Below are 17,959 nucleotides of genomic sequence, written 5' to 3' on the forward strand. Positions count from 1 at the left end.
CGGGGCGCCACGCCGCGGTGACGGTGGCCACTGACCTGCCGGTGTTCTTCGCTGATCCGCACTCGCCGTGGCAGCGGCCCACGAACGAGAACACGAACCGCCTGATCCGGGAGTATCTGCCCAAGGGCACCGACATCCCGCAGCATCAGCCGTACCTGACCGCGATCGCTGAGGAGCTCAACACCCGTCCTCGGGCGTGCTTGGGGTTCTACACACCGCAAGAGGTGTTCCACAAGCAACTGTTGGAGGGCCAGGGCGAGGGCGTTGCTTCAACGAATTGACACCACCCAACCCTAGCTACTAGCGCGTGGGCTTCATGTATCAAACCACTGACACGGCGTGGAAAGCAGAAGTACTACAGCGAGCACAGATCTCTCGGGAGCAGGTTCTCGACGAGGTCGAACGCCGCCTTGGAGTGCATCTGAACAGAGACGTTCAGACTTCCGGAAACAGGAATCCGTCCATAGGAATGCCGACGCGGTGCCGAACCTGGATTCGGGTCAACTGGTATGAGCCGGACAAGATCTTCCCTTGGGAACTCAGTGGTCTGGAAGCATCGCTCGCGATCACGGGTGTCCCCCGACCGGAGTTCATCCAAGCCTGCCACTGGACCCACTCGGGCATCATCTTCCGAGCCGAGCAGATGACGCTTGCTGACGAGCGGATAGCCTCCCCCCGTTCGCTGCCCTCCCAACTTCCGGACGTGGATGAACAGTGGTGGGAGGATCTGTCACAGGCACTCAGGAATCTGTCGCAGGTCAAGACGAACCGCATATCCCTACCACCAACACCCATAAAGAGAGAGATCAAAGAGTTCACGGGTCTGGAACTCGACACCCGCATCTCCGACTGGGTCACCGGACACGGTGACCTGCACTGGGCCAGCCTCACCGCCCCCCGTCTCCATATTCTGGACTGGGAGTGCTGGGGCAGGCTGCCGAGAGGAGCCGACGCGGCCACACTCTGGGCTTCCGCCTTCTGCGCACCCGAACTGGCGAAGGAGGTTCAGAGACGTTTTCACGACGATCTCTCCTCCCGAGACGGGAGAATCTGCAAACTGTGGATCTCCTATAAAATATCGCACGCCGATATCGAGAGAACGCACGGACCAGAACACCTGGAGCGGTTGCGCTCCGTCCAGACAGAGCTGATCGAGTCTCCGTCCTGAACTCACCCCGGCCCCGACCACGGAAGCGGTCGGGGGCTGTGCCGGCGGGACACGGCGCGTTCCACGACCGCTGTGGCGTCAGTGCGTGAAGACGAACGGGCGCAGGCCGTCCGGGACGGCATCGACGTCGAACACCGCCCACACGTGCGTGCCCAGGTCGGCCCACGGCGCGAGGCGGAAGTATCCCCAGGCTGTGGACAGCGTTTCGACGAGCAGCAGCCCGCGCCCGTCCTCGGCCCGGTCCCACTCCTGCCCGGTGCGCCCGGTCGGGACGCGCGGCGCGCCGCCCCCGCCGCCGGAGTCGCTGAAGGACAGGCGCAGCGTGCGCTCGTCGGGCATGGACAGGCCCCGGATCACCTCGCCGTGGAACCGGTCGGGATCGGTGTACTCGGCGCAGTTGGCGTGCAGCTCGCTGGCGCAGAGCCGGAGGGTGTCGACCAGGTCGGGATCGAACCCGGCCAGGTCAGATGCGAGGTCGGCGCGGACCCGGGCCAGTTCACGGAGTTCCCCGGCGTAGACACGGGGCTCCCAGAACACGTGCGGGCGGGGCTCCTCACGGATCACGGTGTTCACGCGGCCACCCCGCTCCGCCGATCGGCGCGCTGGTCCTGCCAGAGGCGGACCAGGCGCGCGAGTTCGTCGAACTCGCCGGGCACCGGCGGGGGCGGCGGGGCGAGCAGGTCCCCGGCCGGTCGCGGCGCGGGCACCGGTGCGGGTGCGGCGTGGGTGGGGGTGTAGGGCGTGCCGCGCCGTGCGGATGCCGACAGCCGGGGGCCGCGCGGGCCGGGGATGGTGGCGCGGGCACGCAGACGGCGAGCGGGGTGGACCTGCGTGTAGGCGAGTTCGCGCTCGTAGGCGGTGTAGTAGGGCCGCACCAGGGCGGCGTCCCTGGCGGGCGTGCGCACGGTGGGCGGCGCGAGCCCGGGGCGCGTGGAGGGCACAGCGGGCACCGGAGGTGCGGCGGGCGCGGGAGCGGCGGTCTGCTCGGGGGCGGGCACCGGCGCGTAGCGGCGGACCCGGGCCGAGCGGCGGCGCAGGAGGGTGCCTGTGGGTGACGGGCGGGCGTGGCGGCCACGCGCGGGCAGGAGGAGGGCTTCGAGGGTCTCCAGGGCAGACCTGAGGACCGCACGGCTAGAATGAGCCATGTCGGCAATCCTTTGCTTCAAGGTTCGTCTTGCTGACCACGACCCCGGCCGGTTGTTAACCGTCGCGGGGTCTTCGTCGTATGCAGTTGGGCTTTCGCAAAGAAGATTAGGGCACGTGGGGCGTGGTGTCGCACTTTTCTGCGAAGTCGGAGGGAGAAAGTTCACCCTGACGGACATCAGTGCAGGTCAGGGTGGTTCACGGAAAGGGAGAATCCCTTTCCAGGCCCATGCCAGAAGTATCCCGTTGGCCCGAATTGAAATCATTTGCACACCCCACCGGGCCCACCATAAGGAGACCCGAGTTTCGTATCGGGGAGAACCTCGGGCCTCGGGTTCTCCCTGGGCGAACCTCGGGCCGCGTATCCGCCACAGGACGCACCTCGGCGGCGGGCGCACCCCGGTCCGTGTCGAACGGCTCACGGAGACACGGCGCCATGGAACAAACACGCGCGCGCATCCGCTGTAGGACTGAAGGAGGAAGGCGGTCGGCCGACGGTCGGCCCGCAGACGACGATCAGTTCCAGGAGCCCCCGTGCCCACAGTCGAGCTCACCAAAGACAACTTCGCCGAGACACTCAAGGACAACGAGTTCGTCCTCATCGACTTCTGGGCCGAGTGGTGCGGCCCCTGCCGCCAGTTCGCCCCCGTGTTCGAGAAGTCCGCGGACAAGCACACCGACATCGTGCACGCCAAGGTGGACACCGAGGCCCAGCGCGAACTCGCCTTCGAGTTCAAGATCCAGTCCATCCCGACCCTGATGATCGTGCGCGACGCCACGATCATCTACAACGAGCCGGGTGCCCTCCCCTCCGAGGCCCTGGAGAGCCTGATCACCCAGGCCCGGGAACTGGACATGGACGAGGTCCGCGAGAAGCTCACCGAGCAGGAGGCCGGAAGCCAGCAGTAGGGGCGTCCGCCGGCGAGGGCCCCGGGCACCCCGGTCGACGGGTGCCCGGGGCCCTCCCGTGAGCTCCTCGCCGCGAACACCGCCGCGCGAGGCGGTACCCCCGCCCCGCGGATACGTCATCCACCCGTTCGTCGAACGCACGGAACCCGTCACCAAGGCCTTTGACACGACGAACCCGACGCACGTCTCCGGCACCCCGACCCCCGAGGTAGGGACGGCACGCGGCCGCTTCTGAGATCACCGCCCGCGTTCACTTTGACCTACGTATTCGTTCACCTCCACTTCATTCGGACACCTTTGCATGGGTACGACCGCGTACTGCGGTATCTGCCCCCTCAAGACCGCACAAGTTCCGTCCGACCGGAAGTGGCCTCATGTCTGTCAGCAACACCGAGTCTTCCCACGGCGTCTCCCCCGACACCGTCCGGTACAACCGGGAGGTCCCCGGCCTGGACGACCCCGTCTTCGAGGTCAGCGACCTCTCCATCTACTACGGCAGCAACAAGGCCGTCCGCGACGTCAACATGAAGGTCGGGCCCCGCCAGATCACCGCGATGATCGGCCCCTCCGGCTGCGGCAAGAGCACCGTGCTGCGAACCCTCAACCGCATGAACGACCTCATCCCCGAGGCCCGTGTCGAGGGCAAGGTCACCTTCCACGGCGAGGACCTCTACGACCCGGCCGTCGACCCCATCGAGGTCCGCCGCCGGATCGGCATGGTCTTCCAGAAGCCGAACCCGTTCCCCAAGTCGATCTACGACAACATCGCCTTCGGCCCCCGCATCATGGGCAAGCGCAGCGGCCTGGACGACGTGGTCGAGGAGGCCCTGACCAAGTCGGCCCTCTGGGACGAGGTCAAGGACAAGCTCAAGGACAGCGCCTTCGCCCTCTCCGGCGGTCAGCAGCAGCGCCTGTGCATCGCGCGGGCGATCGCGGTGAACCCCGAGGTCATCCTGATGGACGAGCCGTGCTCGGCACTCGACCCCATCGCGACCCTCAAGATCGAGGACCTGATGTACGAACTCGCCCACGAGTTCACCATCGTCATCGTCACCCACAACATGCAGCAGGCGGCGCGCGTCTCGGACCGGACCGCGTTCTTCACCGCGGGTGTCGACGACGACGGCGACCGCTACGGGAGCCTGGTCGAGTTCGACGAGACGCCGACGATCTTCAGCAAGCCCGCCGACAAGCGGACCGAGGACTACATCTCCGGCCGCTTCGGGTAAGCCACACACCCCGGCCGCTCCCCCTTTCGACGAAGTGGATCACCCATGACCGCGTTCATCCCCTCCGCCTCAGTCCCGCGGCCGTCGGCTGCTTCGGACGAGGGGGAGCGGATGGAGCGGTCCGACGGGACGGATCGGCTGGAAGGGCCGGTCCGCGTCCTGCTGGTCGAACCGGAGTCGGAGCAGTCCCACCAGCTCGTGCTCTCCCTCAGCGGGCACGACATGGACATCACCGTGTGCGTGGACGGGGCCGAGGCACTGCTGCGCGTCGGCATGATCCGCCCGGACGCCCTCATCACCAGCGCCGCCCCTCCCGAGATCGAACTGGACACACTGGTACGGGTCACGCGGCGCGCCACGGACATCCCCATCCTCATCGGAGTGGGCACGGGCGACTCCCAGCGAGCCCTGCGCGCCCTGGCGGTCGGCGCCACCGCGTGTGTGAACCGCCCCTACCGGATCCCGGAGCTCTCCGCGCTGCTGCGCGGCTCCCTCCCGGGTTCCGACGCCCCCTCCCCCGCGGACGGCTCCCGGCAGCCAGTGGCGCTCAAATCCGGCTCACTGGAGCTCGACGCCCTGGGGCACCGGCTCTTCGTCGACGGGAACCCCGTCAACCTGGCGCTCCGGGAGTTCGGCATCATGGACTTCCTCATGCGGCACAGCGGGCGCGTGGTCAGCCGCGAGGAGCTGTGGACCGAGGTGTGGCGCAAACCGCTGCCCCCGGTGAACAACACGATCGCCGTGCACATCCGGCGCCTGAGACACAAGCTCGGCGACTCCGAGTCCCAGCCGCGGTTCATCCACACGGTCCGCGGCATCGGCTACCGGCTGGACACCCTCACCTCGTGACCCCCGCCCCCGAACCGGCTCCTCCGCCCGCCCCGGCACCGACGCGTACGAGCGGTCGGGCCGTGAACGCACCCGGAGCCCCCGCACCCCTTCGGGGACGGGGTGCGGCAACAACCTCCAGAAGGCAAGAACACGGATGCCCGCCCCGTTTCCCGGCCCCACCGGGTCGGCGGCCGAAGGAACACGCCTACGCGTCGGCCTCGGGCACGGTGAGCCGGTAGCCCACCCCGTGGACCGTGCTGATCCACCGCGGGCGCGCCCGGTCGTCTCCCAGACGCCTGCGCAGCCGCATGATGTGGACGTTGAGGGTGTTGCTCCGTACCGACGTGTCGTCCGCCCAGGCCGCGCGGATCAGCTCGTGGCGGGGAACCACGGCGTCGACGTTGACGGCCAGGTGCCGCAGCAGCAGGTGTTCCGTGGGCGGCAGGGCCACGAACGCGCCGTCCAGGCGCAGCGCGGGGGCTCCGCCCTCCACCAGCAGCCGTCCGAGGTCGATGGTGTCCGCGCTCTGGGGACCGCGGCCGATGCCCCGGACCAGTGCCGACCGCAGCGCGGGCAGCAGGTCGTCGCCGCGGTGGGGGCGCTCGACCGTGAGCGTCGCCCCGAGGGAACGCGCCGTCTCGGTGTACGGCGCGTCCCCGAACGGTACCCCCACGACCACGGGCAGGGCCGGGTCGGAGCTACGCACGATGCGCAGGAACTCCAGCGTGTCGATCGGCCCCTCCATCGCTCCTAGGAGCACGGCGTCGGGGGCCTCCCTGCCGAGGAGCAGCAGGGCTCTGGGTGCCTCGGCGCAGTAGAGGGCATCGATCGGCTCGTCCGCCAACAGTGCGCGCAACCGGGCCTCGGCATGCTCGTCGGACTCGACCGCCAGCAGCAGCGGTCGTCGCTCCGAGACCAACGGAGACTCCACGCGTGGTCCTCCAGTGACGGGACGGACCCGGTACGGCGACGGTGGCGCCGACCGGTGTACTGACCGAACGAGAGGACCGACGGGTGACCACGGGCACCGACGGGGGCGCGCCCGCAGACGCCCCCCTCATCTCTTGTTCTTGTTCTCATAGTGGTTGCGCAGCCAGATGGCGAACGAGTTCATCGTCAGCAGCACGGCGAGCATGAGGATCACACCTGCCGCGGCGAGAACCCGGAACTCCTCCTGGGGACGGCCCGCGTAGTTGTAGATCTGCACGGGCAGTACCGAGTACTGGCTCTCGAAGAACGACGGGTCGAAGGTCACGAACGTGACCGCTCCGACCAGCAGCAGCGGAGCCGCCTCACCGATGGCCCGCGAGACGGAGAGGATGAGCCCCGTCAGGATGCCGGGCAGTGCGCCGGGGAGGACGTGGTGCCAGATCGTCTGCCACTGGCTGGCCCCGAGACCGAGTGAACCCAGGCGGGTGGAGTTCGGCACGGCCTTGATCGCCTCACGGGAGGCGAGGATGACCGTCGGCAGGACGAGCAGGGACAGTGTGAACGAGCCAGCAGCGGCCACGAACCCGAGGCTGAGCGGTCCGCGGACGATGAACGCCAGGCCCAGGATGCCGAACACGATGGAGGGCACGGCGGCCAGGTTCTGGATGTTCACCTCGATGAGGCGGTTCCACCAGCGAGTGTTGTCCGCGTACTCCTCCAGGTAGATCGCCGCTCCCACGCCTACCGGGACGATGAACAGCACGACGCCGCCGATCACCCAGAGCGTGCCGAGGATGGCGGTCCGGTATCCGGCGCTCTCGGGCCGGATGGAGGAGGGGCCCTCGAAGATGAGTTCGGGCCCCAGTCGCGGGGCACCTTCGACGAGCGACCAGATGATGATGGCCGCCAGGCCCAGCAGCGCGAACCCCATGCCGAGCAGCAGCAGGGCCCGGAACAGCACGTTGGCCACGCGGTCGCTCTTGGACGACGTGGTGAAGATGCTGTCGGTGGCCGCCCGCGCGCCCGCGACGGCCAGTCGCGACCTCTGGGGCTGCTTTCCCTTGTCGATGACCATTTACTCGTACACCTCACGGAAGCGGCGGACCAGACGGGTCGCGATGATGTTCATGATCAGCGTCATCGTGAACAGCAGGGTGCCGACGGCGAAGATCGTGTCGTAGACGACCGTGCCCTGAGCGATGTCACCGGTCGCGGTACCACCGATGTAGGCGGTCATGGTCTGCGCCGAGTTGAACCAGTCGAACGTCAGGTTCGGGTTGCCCGCGCCCGCCGCGATGAGGACGACCATCGTCTCACCGATGGCGCGCGAGGTGCCGAGCACGATGCCGGCGATGATGCCGGAGATCGCGGCGGGGAACACCACGCGCAGGGTCACCCGCATCTTGCTGGCCCCGAGCGCGTAGGCGCCCTCCCGGAGCCCGCTGGGAACGGACCGCATGGCGTCCTCGGCGACCGAGGCGACCAGCGGCACGATGAGCAGACCCACGGCCATACCGGCGACACCGATGGAGAAGGGGGTCTCCCAGGGGAAGAACGGGAACAGGCTCTCCGCCAGTGGCCGCATGAAGAAGAACGCGAAGAGGCCGATCGCGACGGTGGGGATGCCCTCCAGGACTTCCAGGACCGGCTTGACGACCTTGCGCACCGAGGGCGAGGCGTACTCGGACAGGTAGATCGCGGAGGCGAGGCCGATCGGAATCGAGACCGCGAGCGCGGTGACGACGACGATGACCGTGCCCACGACGATCGGCAGGACACCGAACGAGGGGTTGGCGAACGCCGGTGCCCACGTGACGCCGAAGAGGAACTCGGTGATGGTGATCTGTCCGAAGAAGTTCACCGTGGGAATGACGAGCGCGACGACGATACCCGTCGTCACGATGATGGAGAAGGCCGCGCAGATGGCGAGGAAGGTCTTGATGCCCTTCTCACCGATACGTGAACGACCGGCGCCCTTGAGCGGCCGACGCTGGTCAGCGCCGGCCGCCGGGGTCGCCATGTTGCTATCAGCCATGGCTTAGCTTTCAGATCGCGTTTCGATTAGCTGGTGAGCGACTCGATCTTCGCGGTGGCGTCGGCCATCTGGTCCTCGGTCAGCGGAACGAAACCGGCAAGCTCGGTGATCTCACCGGAGTTGTCGATGTAGAAGTTCATGAACTCGACGGCGACCTGCTCCTGCAGGGCCAGGTCACTGGCGTAGACGAAGAGGCCACGGCCCAGCGGGCTGTAGGAGCCGTTCTGGACGTTCTCCAGGGTGGGCTCGACGCAGCCGTCGCCACCGTCGATCTGGAGCGCCTTGACGGAGTCGCCGGCCTCGGTGAAGTAGGAGTAGGGGACGTAGGCCATGGCGCCGGGGTCGCCCTCGACGCCCACGATGGCGGCCTGGTCGTCCTCACCGATGTCGGTGTAGTCGGTGCGGATCACGCCTTCCTCACCGTTGACGGCCTCGGTGAAGTAGTCGAAGGTGCCGGAGTCGGTGCCCGGGCCGTAGAGGGTGAGGTCCTCGCTGGCCAGGTCACCGGACTCGAGGCCGTCCACCTCGCCCCAGGTGGCGACGGTGGAGCCCTCGTTCCAGATCTGGTTGGCCTGGTCGATGCTGATGCAGTCGATCGGGTTCTCGGGGTTGACGATGATGCCGAGAGCGTCGTTGGCGACCTGGACCTGCTCGAAGGCGATGTCGTTGCCCTCGCAGGCCGTGGCCTCCTCGTCCTTGATCTCGCGGGAGGCGTCGTTCATGTCGGTCTCGCCGTTGCAGAACTTCTCGAAGCCGCCACCGGTGCCGGACATCGCAACCGAGACCTGGACGTCGGGGTACTGCTCCATGAACAGCTCAGCGGCCACCTCGGAGAGGGGGCCGACGGTGCTGGAACCGTCGATCTGGATGCTGCCGGACACCTCGGAGCCACCCTCGGAGGCGTCGTCGCCGCCCTCGGAGCCGCCCTCGGAACCGCCACCGCAGGCGGTGAGCGCGAACGGAATCGCTACAGCGACACCGGCGACCTGAAGCCACTTCTTAGAGATCACGTGGAAATCCTCGACTCATAACTTTCGGCCGGCGGGGGGAGCCGCCGACCCGGTGCAGGGACCACTCGGCGAGTCCCGCCGAGCACGACCACCATGCAAAGCCGTCCAACTGATCAGGGAAGAGAGAAAAGGTGAACGAAAGGTGAAGGGGCCGACTCAATTCGGCCGACCCCCCACCGAACCGCGACTCCGAGGATGCGCCCTATCACCGAGTGCGATAGGAACATCGGTCCCCACCCTCCGGGAAAACCGGTTCCCATCCCTCATGCGCTGCGAAAACACTCACTGATCCGGCCAGATCCGAGTATCGGTCCGACCCGGATCCGGGTTCGACTCCACCCCGAAATCCGGCATGGACGGACTCGGTTCGCCCGGCGCCCGGACCGTTCGGCGGCGGCCCCGGCAACTCCGGAAGGGCACCGTACGCACCCCGGGCCGCGGCCCCCACGGCCCGGCCGGGCCGACGCCCCGCGGCCTTCCTGACCGACGGCCCTCACCGATACCCTGGCGCGAGCCGCACCGACCCCCGGAAGGACGCCCCCATGGCCGAGGCCAGCGAATACGCCGCCACCTTCGACCTCGTCGACACCGACGGCGACGGACTCATCTCCGTCGACGAACTCCACGCGCTCATGGGCAACCTCGGCGACGACTGCACCCGGGAGCGCGCCGCCGCCGTGGTGCGCTCCATGGACACCGACGGCGACGGGCGCATCTCCCTGGAGGAGTTCACCGCCTACATGGACCGGCAGTAGGAGGCCCCAGCACCGCCGGACACAGGACGTCCGGCTTCCGGAACCGCCCCCGCCCCGATAGCCTTGCGCCGCGAGAACACGGCCCCGACCCCTGGAGACGAGCGCAGATGTCCGACACCAACGAGTACGCGACGACCTTCGCCTTCGTGGACGCCGACAGCGACGGACGCATCTCCGCCCAGGAGTACGCCGACCTCATGCACCGCCTGGGCGACAGTTGCACCGAGGAGCAGGCCGCGCAGGCGATCGAGGCGATGGACACCGATGGCGACCATCTGATCACCCTGGAGGAGTTCACCGCCTACATGTCCGACTCCCAGGCCTGACCCCGGTCCTGCCGGGGCCGGCCGGCCAGGTAGACCATGTCGGGCACGCCCCGGGCAACGGGCACCTCGATGGCCTCCACCGAGGCGAAGCGCTCCCTCAGCGCCGCCTCGAAGGAGGGGACCGCATTGGCGCTCCAGAAGGACAGCAGGCCGCCCGGGGCGAGCAGCACGGCGAGCCGGTCCAGTCCGGCCGCGTCGTAGAGCCGGGCGTTGTTCTCCACCACCGTCCAGTCCGGACCGTTGTCGGTGTCCAGGCACAGGAGGTCGTAGCGGACCGGCTCCGGCTCGGCGGCGGCCCGTTCCACCCAGGCGACGAGGTCGGCGCCCACCACCCGGCAGCGCGGGTCCCGGTGGACGTACCCGGCGGCCTCGCCGAGTTCCCCGTCGTGCCAGGCGATCACCGCGGGTTCGAGTTCGACGACGTCCACCCGGGCCACTCTCGGGTGGTCGAGCGCCTCGCGGGCGGAGAAGCCCACACCCAGACCACCGATCAGCACCCGTGCTCGCGACCTGCCCCTCGGCAGCGCGGCCAGGCCCGCGCGCACCAGTGCGCGCTCCGAGGTCCCGTCGCGGGTGTCCATGAGGAAGACGCCGTTGGAGTAGATCTCGTAGTGCGCCCCCACCCGGCGCAGGACCAGGTCGCCCCCGGTCTCACCCGTGATCCGGGCCAGGGTCCGCGTCTCTTCCCCAGTGTGTGGCGTCCGCATGCCCACCATTGTGCCGATGATCCCGGAGACGCGCTGGGAGCGGGCGTCAGAACCTCCTCCGGCCCCGTGCCGGGCGCGGGGCCGGAGGGGGCCGCTACAGGCGGCAGGCGTAGATGTCGGTGACCAGGATGGCGCGGGCACCCAGGTGCCACAGGTCGTCCATGATGCGCTGGGCGTCCTTGCTCGGCACCATCGAGCGGACCGCGACCCAGCCCTCGCGGTGCAGCGGCGAGACGGTGGGGCCCTCCATGCCGGGGGTCAGCGCCACCGCCTCCTCCAACCGCTCCGCGTGGACGTCGTAGTCCATCAGCACGTAGTCCCGGGCGACCAAGACGCCGCGCAGGCGCCGCAGCAGCTGATCGATCTTGGGGTCCTCGGCCGCGCCCGCGGGCCGGATGACGACCGCCTCCGAACGCAGGATCGGTTCGCCGAAGGTCTCCATGCCCGCCTGGCGGAGTGTGGTGCCGGTGGAGACGACGTCGGCGACCGCGTCGGCCACGCCGAGCTTCACCGAGCTCTCCACCGCACCGTCGAGGTGGATCACCCGGGCCTCAACACCCCGCTCGTCCAGGTAGGAGCGGAGCAGGCCGTCGAAGGACGTGGCGATGCGCTTGCCGGCCAGGTCGGCGACGGTCATGCCCGCCCCGCCCGGGGCGGCGAAGCGGAAGGTGGAGGCACCGAAGCCCAGTGCGAGGACCTCGTCGACCACCGCCCCGGAGTCGAGCAGCATGTCGCGGCCGGTGATCCCGGCCTGGAGGATGCCCTCGCCCACGTAGACGGCGATGTCCTTGGGACGGAGGAAGAAGAACTCGGTCTCGTTGTCGGGGTCGACCATGACCAGGTCGCGGGAGCTCTTGCGCTGGCGGTACCCCGCCTCGCGCAGCATCCCGATCGCGGGTTCGGACAGCTGGCCCTTGTTGGGCACGGCGATGCGCAGCAGGTCGGACATGGATGGCTTCCTTACGTCGTTCGCGTGTCGGGACGTCAGCGGAGCCGGACAGAGCCGGCTACAGATGCTTGTAGACGTCCTCGAGGCGAAGGCCGCGGGCCAGCAGCAGGACCTGGAGGTGGTAGAGGAGCTGCGAGATCTCTTCGGCCGTCCGGTCGTCCGTCTCGTACTCGGCGGCCATCCAGACCTCGGCGGCCTCCTCGACGACCTTCTTGCCGATGGCATGGACACCGGCGTCGAGTTGGGCGACGGTCCCTGACCCCTCGGGGCGGGAGCGCGCCTTCTCGGACAGCTCGGCGAACAGCTCTTCGAAGGTCTTCATGGTCTCTTTTTCCTCGACCGGCAGTGCGCCCCCAGCCTAGGCGCTCCGGCCGCCGCACGCGGCATCCGGCCCCCGGTGTCCCACGATGCGGTCGTGATCCGGTTCACGCCATGCGGCGGGCGAGAGCGCGCACGACCGAGCGCGGAAGCACGCGCAGAAGGCCGTCGGCGGTCTTGTACTGGGCACCCGGAACCACGCGGGAGCGGCCGGCGGACCAGGCACGGAGTGCGTCGCGGACGATCTGTGCCTTGGAGACGAACGCGAACTCGGGGAGCCCGCGTTCCTGGACGGCCCGGGTCATGTCGGTGCGCACGAACCCGGGTAGGACCGCGGTGACGTGCACGCCCTTCTTGCGCACCTCGGCGGCCACACTCTCGCTCCACAGGGTGACGAACTTCTTCCCCCCGCCGTAGACGGCGCCCCCGGGGTTGGCCGCCGGCTCACCGGCCAGGGACGACACGTTGATCACGCCCATCCGCACGGTCTCGCCCGCCGCGCGCCGCGCGATCTGGACGGGAAGGACGGCACGGGTGAGGCACAGGACGGCACGCACGTTGACGTCGATCATGTGGTCGATGTCCTCGGGGTCCTGTTCGGCGAACACGCCGCCGTCACCGCGCCCGGCGTTGTTGACGAGCAGGTCGACCGGGGGCGCCCCGCTCCGGCCGTCGGCGGACAGGCGCTCGGCCACGGCGGCGACCCCTTCACGCGTGGACAGGTCCGCGGGAAGGACCTCGACGGGGGTCCCGTAGGTCTCGCGGATGTCCTCGGCGAGGTCGTCGAGGAGCGTGGCGCGCCGGGCGACGAGCACGAGGCCGTGGCCCCGCTGAGCCGCCCTGCGCGCGAACTCCTCCCCGATACCGCTGGAGGCACCGGTGACCAGGGTGGTCCGCCCGGCAGCCCGGGGGGTCGTCGGCTCGCTCATGCCGACCAGCCTAGAGGAAAGAATTCGGGACGCTTCGGAAAGCCGTCGGCGAAACACGCGTGACGGCGACCACTCGTCACTCCCCCTTCGCCCCTGTGGACGCTAGCGTTTCCCCCATGTCCGAGACACCGGGTCCCGCCGGACCTCTCACCGCCCTCAAGCTGGACGAGCGCCTGCGCGACACCAGGCTGTTCCTCGCCCAGGCTCTGCGGACCTTCCACGCCACGGGGGCCATCGCCCCCAGCAGCCGGGCCCTGGCCGACGCCCTCGCCCGGTACATCCATGTCCGTCCCGATCCCGACCGCCCCATGAACATCCTGGAGGTGGGCGCGGGCACGGGTGCCGTCACCCGGGGCATCGCCGCCGCCATGCGCCCCGGGGACACCGTCGACCTGGTGGAGGCCAATCCGGAGTTCGCCGCCCACCTGGAGGGGCTCCTCAAGACCGATTCCGAGCTGTCCGTGATCGCCGACGGGGCGTCGGTCCACGCCAAGCCGATCGGCGAGATGGGCACCGACCGCCGCTACGACGCGATCGTCTCGGGGCTGCCCTTCGCCAACTTCACGTCGGAGGAGGTCGGGGAGATCGTCGACCACTACTTCGCCGTGCTGAGGCCGGGCGGCACCCTGTCCTTCTACGGCTACCTCTACACGAAGGAGGTCCGGGCGGTCATCGCGCGGCGTTCGGACTACCTGCGCCAGGCGCGGACGAGCTGGCTGGTCCAGGACCTGGTCGACCGCTACGGCATCCGTTCGGAGAAGATCCTGGCCAACCTCCCGCCGGCGTGGGTGCACCACCTCCGCAGGCCGGCGACGGTACCGCCTCCCCGCGCCCGCTGACCGCGCGGCCCCCGCGGCCCGGCGCCCCCGAGGGGGCCGGGCCGCGGCCGTGCGTCCCCCCTGGTCCGGTGGAGGCCGGAGTGTCGCGGAAGGTCCCGTGCACAGGTAGTCTCACCTTGTCTTCTGGAGGGTCCGGCCTTGCGCCCGGATGACCGGGGTAGTGGTCTGTCTTCTTTCACACAGAAAGTTGCCGAGACCTACTCCACGTCCCCAGAATCCCCCCGCGTGCCACAAGCCCTGGGTTCTACGTTCTCCACACCTGCCCGCCACACATGGGCTCTTTGCGCACAAAAGTCCGACATTTCACTCATTTCACCCGGCCAATGATGGCTAGTGGAGGAGGCAACGTGACGCTCTCCCAAGCGGTCGAAGCCGCCCCCGAGGTGCCCGCACGCCCCGGTGACACCGTGCTCGACCCCCTGCCCATGGACGTACGGCGGCGCGTCTCCGCGCTCGCGCGCACACCCCGCCTCCTCATCGCCTGCGACTACGACGGCGCCCTGGCCCCGGTCGGACCAGGCACGCCGCGTCCCCACCCGGAGGCCGTGCGCGCCCTGCGGGAACTGGCCGACCTGCCCGGGACCACGTGCTCGGTCATCTCCTCCCGCACCCTGTCCGAACTGGCCACCCTCTCCCGGCTGCCCGCCGAGATCCACCTGGTCGGCTCCCACGGGGCCGAACCCGACGGCACCCTGGACATGGCCCCGCTCCCGGCGGACAAGGCCGACGCCCTGAACGCCCTGCGCTCCCACGCCGAGGCCACCGCCACCTGCTACATCGGCGGCGGCGACGGGGAGGAGCCCGTCTTCCTCCACCTGACCGGAGCCGACGCCGGGATCCGGGTCGGCGACGAGGACACGCCCACCGTGGCGGCGCACCGCGTGCCCGACACACCCGCTGCGGCCGCCCTCCTGGGAGCCCTGGCCGCCGAACGCCGCTCCTGGGTGTTCGGGGAGCGCCCCTCCCCCATCGAACGTATGTCGCTGCTGTCCAACCAGGCCTCCGTCGCCCTGGTCGGCCCCGACGCCCGCCTGGTGTGGATGTGCCACCCCGACCCCGACTCCCCCGCACTGTTCGCCGAGGTCCTCGGCGGCCGCAGCGCCGGGGTGTTCGCCGTCGCCCCCGCCCACCAGGGCCTGCCCCTGGGACAGCGCTACGAGCAGGGCACCATGACCGTGCGCACCCGCTTCTCCCGCCTTGAGGTCACCGACTACCTCGCCCCCGCCGCAGGCGAGGGCCGCACCGACCTGGTGCGCCGGATCAGCGGCACCGCCCCCGCCACGGTCGAGTTCGCGCCCCGGCCCGACTTCGGCCGCGCCGACGTACGCCTGGTCCCGCACCCCCGGGGCCTGGTGGTGGAGGGCGCCGGCTTCCCGATGGTGCTGCACGCCCCGGGCGTGGAGTGGCACATCGACCACGAGGGCAACGGCGACACCGCCCGCGCCACCGTCCACCCCTCCTCGGAGCGGCCGGTCGTCCTGGAGCTGCGGTGCGGCACCGACGACCTCTCCGCCCCCGCCACCGGCGAGGAGGACCGGCGGCGCGCCCTCCACGGGCACTGGTCGGAGTGGCTGGACACCCTCGCCCTGCCCGAGACCGCACGGAGGCTGTCGGCCCGGTCGGCCCTGACCCTGCGCGCGCTGTGCACGCCCTCGGGCGGGGTGATGGCGGCGGCGACCACGTCCCTGCCCGAGGAGATCGGCGGGGTGCGCAACTGGGACTACCGCTACTGCTGGCTGCGCGACGGCGCCCTGACCGTCCAGGCACTGCTGTCCCTGGGCTCCACCGCCGAGGCCGACGCCTTCCTCGACTGGGTGCACCGCGTCGTGGCCTCCCTCCCCGGTCCGGAACTGCTGAGGCCGCTGTACACGCTGCGCGGCACCGACCTGGGCCCCGAACAGGTCGTGGAGACACTGTCCGGCTACGCCGGATCACGCCCGGTCCGGGTCGGCAACCTGGCCGACCACCAGGTGCAGATGGACGTGTTCGGCCCGGTCGTGGAGCTGATCGACCGGTTGGCCGAGGCGCGCGGCGCGCTCGCGGACCGGGACTGGGACCTGGTGCGCTCCATGGCTGAGGCGGTCGCCCGGCGCTGGCACGAGCCGGACCACGGGATCTGGGAGGAGCGCGACGAGCCCCGCCAGCGGGTGTACTCCAAGGTGATGTGCTGGGTGACGCTGGACCGCGCCGTCGGCCTGGCCGCCCGGTTCGGCAGGACGGCCGACCCCGTCTGGGAGCCGCTGGCCGCCGACATCGCGGCCGAGGTCACCGCCAAGGGGTGGAGCGCGACTGCCGGGGCCTACACCACCGCCTACGACGGGGACGACCTGGACGCCGCCTCGCTGCACATCGGCCTGTCGGGCCTGCTGGACCCCTCCGACACACGGTTCCAGGCCACGGTGACGGCGGTCGAGGCACAGCTGCGCGAGGGCCCCACCGTGTACCGGTACCGGCGCCACGACGGCCTGCCCGGCGGTGAGGGCGGCTTCCACCTCTGCACGTCGTGGCTGATCGAGGCCTACCTGGCCACGGGGCGCCGCGCCGAGGCCGAGGAGCTGTTCACCCACCTGGTGGACCGCGCGGGCCCGACCGGACTCATCCCTGAGGAGTTCGACCCGGTCTCCGAACGTGCCCTGGGCAACCACCCGCAGGCCTACTCCCACCTGGGGCTGATCCGCTGCGCGCAACTCCTGGACCGGGCCGGGTAGGAAGGGTTCCATGCCCCCTCTGTCACGGCGCGCGGTGGGCCGCGCCACGCTCGCCCGCCAGTTCCTCCTCCGCCGGGTCCGCCGACCCGTCGCGGAGGTGGTCACCCACCTGGCGGGTCTTCAGGCGCAGACCACGCACAGTTGGTACGTGGGCCTGCAGAACCGGATCGACGGACTGGTGCCCGACGAGGCCGGGGCCCTGCTGGCCCGGGGCGAGCTGGTCCGCGGCACCCTGATGCGCGGGACACTCCACCTGGTCACGCCGGAGGACTTCGCCCGGCTGCGGCCCACCGTCCAGCCCGTCATCACACGGAATCTGGCGCACAGCGCGCACGGCCGGGCCACGCGCGGCCTGGACGCGAAGGAGATCGCCGATGCGGGCCGCGCCCTCCTCCGGGAGGGGCCGCTCACCCCGGGCGAACTCGGCGCCCGCCTGGCCGAGCGCTGGCCCGGCGTACCCGGGGGCGACCTCTCCCACGTGGTCCGCGGCCTCGTCCCGCTGGTCCAGGTCCCGCCACGGGGCGTGTGGGGCGCCTCCGGGCCGCCCGCGTTCGCGCCCGCCGACACGTGGACCGGCCGGGCCGTGGCGGACGCCCCGGACCCGGATGCGCTGTTCCTGCGCTACCTGGCCGCCTTCGGTCCCGCCACCGTGCGGGACGTCCAGGCGTGGTCCGGCCTGACCCGGCTGCGCGAGGTCGCCGACCGCCTGCGCGACCGCCTCATCGCGCTGCGCGGGGAGGACGGCACCGAACTCCTCGACCTGCCGGACGCCCCGCGTCCCGACCCGGACGCCCCCGCACCGGTGCGGTTCCTGTACGACTTCGACAACCTCCTGCGCGGCCACGCCGACCGGAGCCGGGTCGTCTCCGCCGAGGACCTGGGCCGTCTCGCCACCCGCAACGGGATGCCCCCCGCCACCGTGCTCGTGGACGGGACCGTCCGCGCCTCCTGGCGGGCGGTCCGCACACGGGACACGGCCGCCGTCGAGGTCGTCCCCTTCGCACCCCTGTCCCCGGCCCAGGCCGACGAGGTGGTCGCGGAGGGCCTGGAACTTCTGGGGTTCCTGGAACCGGAACGCGGCGGGCACGAGGTCCGCTTCGCCGCCCCGGTGTGATCCCGGCCACAGATCCACCTCACACCAGGGCATGGGTGCCATGTCTGGATATGGAAGGA

Annotated in this window: 19 protein-coding genes and 1 pseudogene; 10 read left to right on the forward strand and 10 right to left on the reverse strand. The window is 70.1% G+C overall.

Features of this window, described 5'->3' with window-relative positions:
* Together B042_RS26160 and B042_RS23475 are read left to right on the forward strand one after the other, a co-directional pair.
* A pseudogene (locus B042_RS26160) lies at positions 1–281 on the forward strand (IS30 family transposase); the annotation flags it as partial.
* A gap of 26 nt (positions 282–307) precedes the next feature.
* On the forward strand, positions 308–1,168 hold the full coding sequence (locus B042_RS23475) for a hypothetical protein (RefSeq protein WP_155989128.1): 861 nt from the start codon (positions 308–310) through the stop codon (positions 1,166–1,168).
* Positions 1,169–1,246: 78 nt separating this feature from the next.
* On the opposite strand, the gene B042_RS0116005 is transcribed toward B042_RS23475, so the two are convergent.
* Entirely contained in the window at positions 1,247–1,741 is a 495-nt protein-coding gene (locus B042_RS0116005; protein WP_028649168.1) for an ATP-binding protein, read from the reverse strand.
* Positions 1,738–2,313 (reverse strand): hypothetical protein, encoded by a 576-nt coding sequence (locus B042_RS24455; protein ID WP_051415745.1) that lies wholly within the window; start codon positions 2,311–2,313, stop codon positions 1,738–1,740. Before B042_RS24455 ends, B042_RS0116005 begins: the two co-directional genes overlap by 4 nt.
* Positions 2,314–2,845: 532 nt before the next feature.
* Here B042_RS24455 and trxA point away from each other — a divergent pair.
* The 3 genes from trxA to B042_RS0116025 all read left to right on the forward strand — a co-directional run bounded on the left by trxA (position 2,846) and on the right by B042_RS0116025 (position 5,298).
* Positions 2,846–3,220 carry a thioredoxin gene (gene trxA, locus B042_RS0116015; RefSeq protein WP_028649169.1) on the forward strand — a complete coding sequence of 125 codons (375 nt, stop codon included), beginning with the start codon at positions 2,846–2,848 and terminating at the stop codon, positions 3,218–3,220.
* A 374-nt stretch (positions 3,221–3,594) separates the two neighbouring features.
* Positions 3,595–4,449, forward strand: coding sequence for a phosphate ABC transporter ATP-binding protein PstB (gene pstB / locus B042_RS0116020; RefSeq protein ID WP_028649170.1), 855 nt, complete (start codon positions 3,595–3,597; stop codon positions 4,447–4,449).
* Between the two features lie 45 nt (positions 4,450–4,494).
* Positions 4,495–5,298 carry a response regulator transcription factor gene (locus B042_RS0116025; RefSeq protein ID WP_028649171.1) on the forward strand — a complete coding sequence of 268 codons (804 nt, stop codon included), beginning with the start codon at positions 4,495–4,497 and terminating at the stop codon, positions 5,296–5,298.
* A 187-nt stretch (positions 5,299–5,485) separates the two neighbouring features.
* Here the strand turns inward: B042_RS0116025 and B042_RS0116030 are convergent, their stop codons facing one another.
* The 4 genes from B042_RS0116030 to B042_RS0116045 all read right to left on the reverse strand — a co-directional run bounded on the left by B042_RS0116030 (position 5,486) and on the right by B042_RS0116045 (position 9,255).
* Positions 5,486–6,211 carry a response regulator transcription factor gene (locus B042_RS0116030; protein ID WP_028649172.1) on the reverse strand — a complete coding sequence of 242 codons (726 nt, stop codon included), beginning with the start codon at positions 6,209–6,211 and terminating at the stop codon, positions 5,486–5,488.
* 126 nt (positions 6,212–6,337) lie between these two features.
* Complete coding sequence (gene pstA, locus B042_RS0116035) at positions 6,338–7,285, reverse strand: phosphate ABC transporter permease PstA (protein ID WP_028649173.1); 948 nt, start codon at positions 7,283–7,285, stop codon at positions 6,338–6,340.
* Positions 7,286–8,245 carry a phosphate ABC transporter permease subunit PstC gene (gene pstC / locus B042_RS0116040; protein WP_028649174.1) on the reverse strand — a complete coding sequence of 320 codons (960 nt, stop codon included), beginning with the start codon at positions 8,243–8,245 and terminating at the stop codon, positions 7,286–7,288. It abuts the gene before it with no gap.
* 26 nt (positions 8,246–8,271) lie between these two features.
* Positions 8,272–9,255, reverse strand: coding sequence for a PstS family phosphate ABC transporter substrate-binding protein (locus B042_RS0116045; RefSeq protein WP_028649175.1), 984 nt, complete (start codon positions 9,253–9,255; stop codon positions 8,272–8,274).
* 542 nt (positions 9,256–9,797) lie between these two features.
* Here B042_RS0116045 and B042_RS0116050 point away from each other — a divergent pair.
* Complete coding sequence (locus B042_RS0116050) at positions 9,798–10,010, forward strand: EF-hand domain-containing protein (protein ID WP_028649176.1); 213 nt, start codon at positions 9,798–9,800, stop codon at positions 10,008–10,010.
* A 107-nt stretch (positions 10,011–10,117) separates the two neighbouring features.
* Complete coding sequence (locus B042_RS0116055; protein ID WP_028649177.1) at positions 10,118–10,336, forward strand: EF-hand domain-containing protein; 219 nt, start codon at positions 10,118–10,120, stop codon at positions 10,334–10,336.
* On the opposite strand, the gene B042_RS0116060 is transcribed toward B042_RS0116055, so the two are convergent.
* The 4 genes from B042_RS0116060 to B042_RS0116075 all read right to left on the reverse strand — a co-directional run bounded on the left by B042_RS0116060 (position 10,312) and on the right by B042_RS0116075 (position 13,239).
* Entirely contained in the window at positions 10,312–11,043 is a 732-nt protein-coding gene (locus B042_RS0116060; protein WP_231494120.1) for a spermidine synthase, read from the reverse strand. The two genes, B042_RS0116055 and B042_RS0116060, sit on opposite strands and share 25 nt — an antisense overlap.
* 94 nt (positions 11,044–11,137) lie before the next feature.
* Positions 11,138–11,992 carry an ATP phosphoribosyltransferase gene (gene hisG / locus B042_RS0116065; protein ID WP_028649179.1) on the reverse strand — a complete coding sequence of 285 codons (855 nt, stop codon included), beginning with the start codon at positions 11,990–11,992 and terminating at the stop codon, positions 11,138–11,140.
* A 58-nt stretch (positions 11,993–12,050) separates the two neighbouring features.
* Positions 12,051–12,314, reverse strand: coding sequence for a phosphoribosyl-ATP diphosphatase (locus B042_RS0116070; protein WP_028649180.1), 264 nt, complete (start codon positions 12,312–12,314; stop codon positions 12,051–12,053).
* 103 nt (positions 12,315–12,417) lie between these two features.
* Positions 12,418–13,239 carry an SDR family oxidoreductase gene (locus B042_RS0116075; protein ID WP_028649181.1) on the reverse strand — a complete coding sequence of 274 codons (822 nt, stop codon included), beginning with the start codon at positions 13,237–13,239 and terminating at the stop codon, positions 12,418–12,420.
* Between the two features lie 116 nt (positions 13,240–13,355).
* Between B042_RS0116075 and B042_RS0116080 the strand changes: the two genes are divergently transcribed.
* The 3 genes from B042_RS0116080 to B042_RS0116090 all read left to right on the forward strand — a co-directional run bounded on the left by B042_RS0116080 (position 13,356) and on the right by B042_RS0116090 (position 17,900).
* Positions 13,356–14,078, forward strand: a complete 723-nt coding sequence (locus tag B042_RS0116080; RefSeq protein ID WP_028649182.1) for a class I SAM-dependent methyltransferase — start codon at positions 13,356–13,358, stop codon at positions 14,076–14,078.
* A gap of 347 nt (positions 14,079–14,425) precedes the next feature.
* Complete coding sequence (locus B042_RS0116085) at positions 14,426–16,786, forward strand: trehalase-like domain-containing protein (RefSeq protein ID WP_197024337.1); 2,361 nt, start codon at positions 14,426–14,428, stop codon at positions 16,784–16,786.
* A 10-nt stretch (positions 16,787–16,796) separates the two neighbouring features.
* Positions 16,797–17,900 (forward strand): winged helix DNA-binding domain-containing protein, encoded by a 1,104-nt coding sequence (locus tag B042_RS0116090; protein WP_028649184.1) that lies wholly within the window; start codon positions 16,797–16,799, stop codon positions 17,898–17,900.
* Positions 17,901–17,959 lie beyond the last annotated feature (59 nt).

This window comes from Nocardiopsis sp. CNT312 (assembly GCF_000515115.1).
Classification (GTDB): Bacteria; Actinomycetota; Actinomycetes; order Streptosporangiales; family Streptosporangiaceae; genus Nocardiopsis.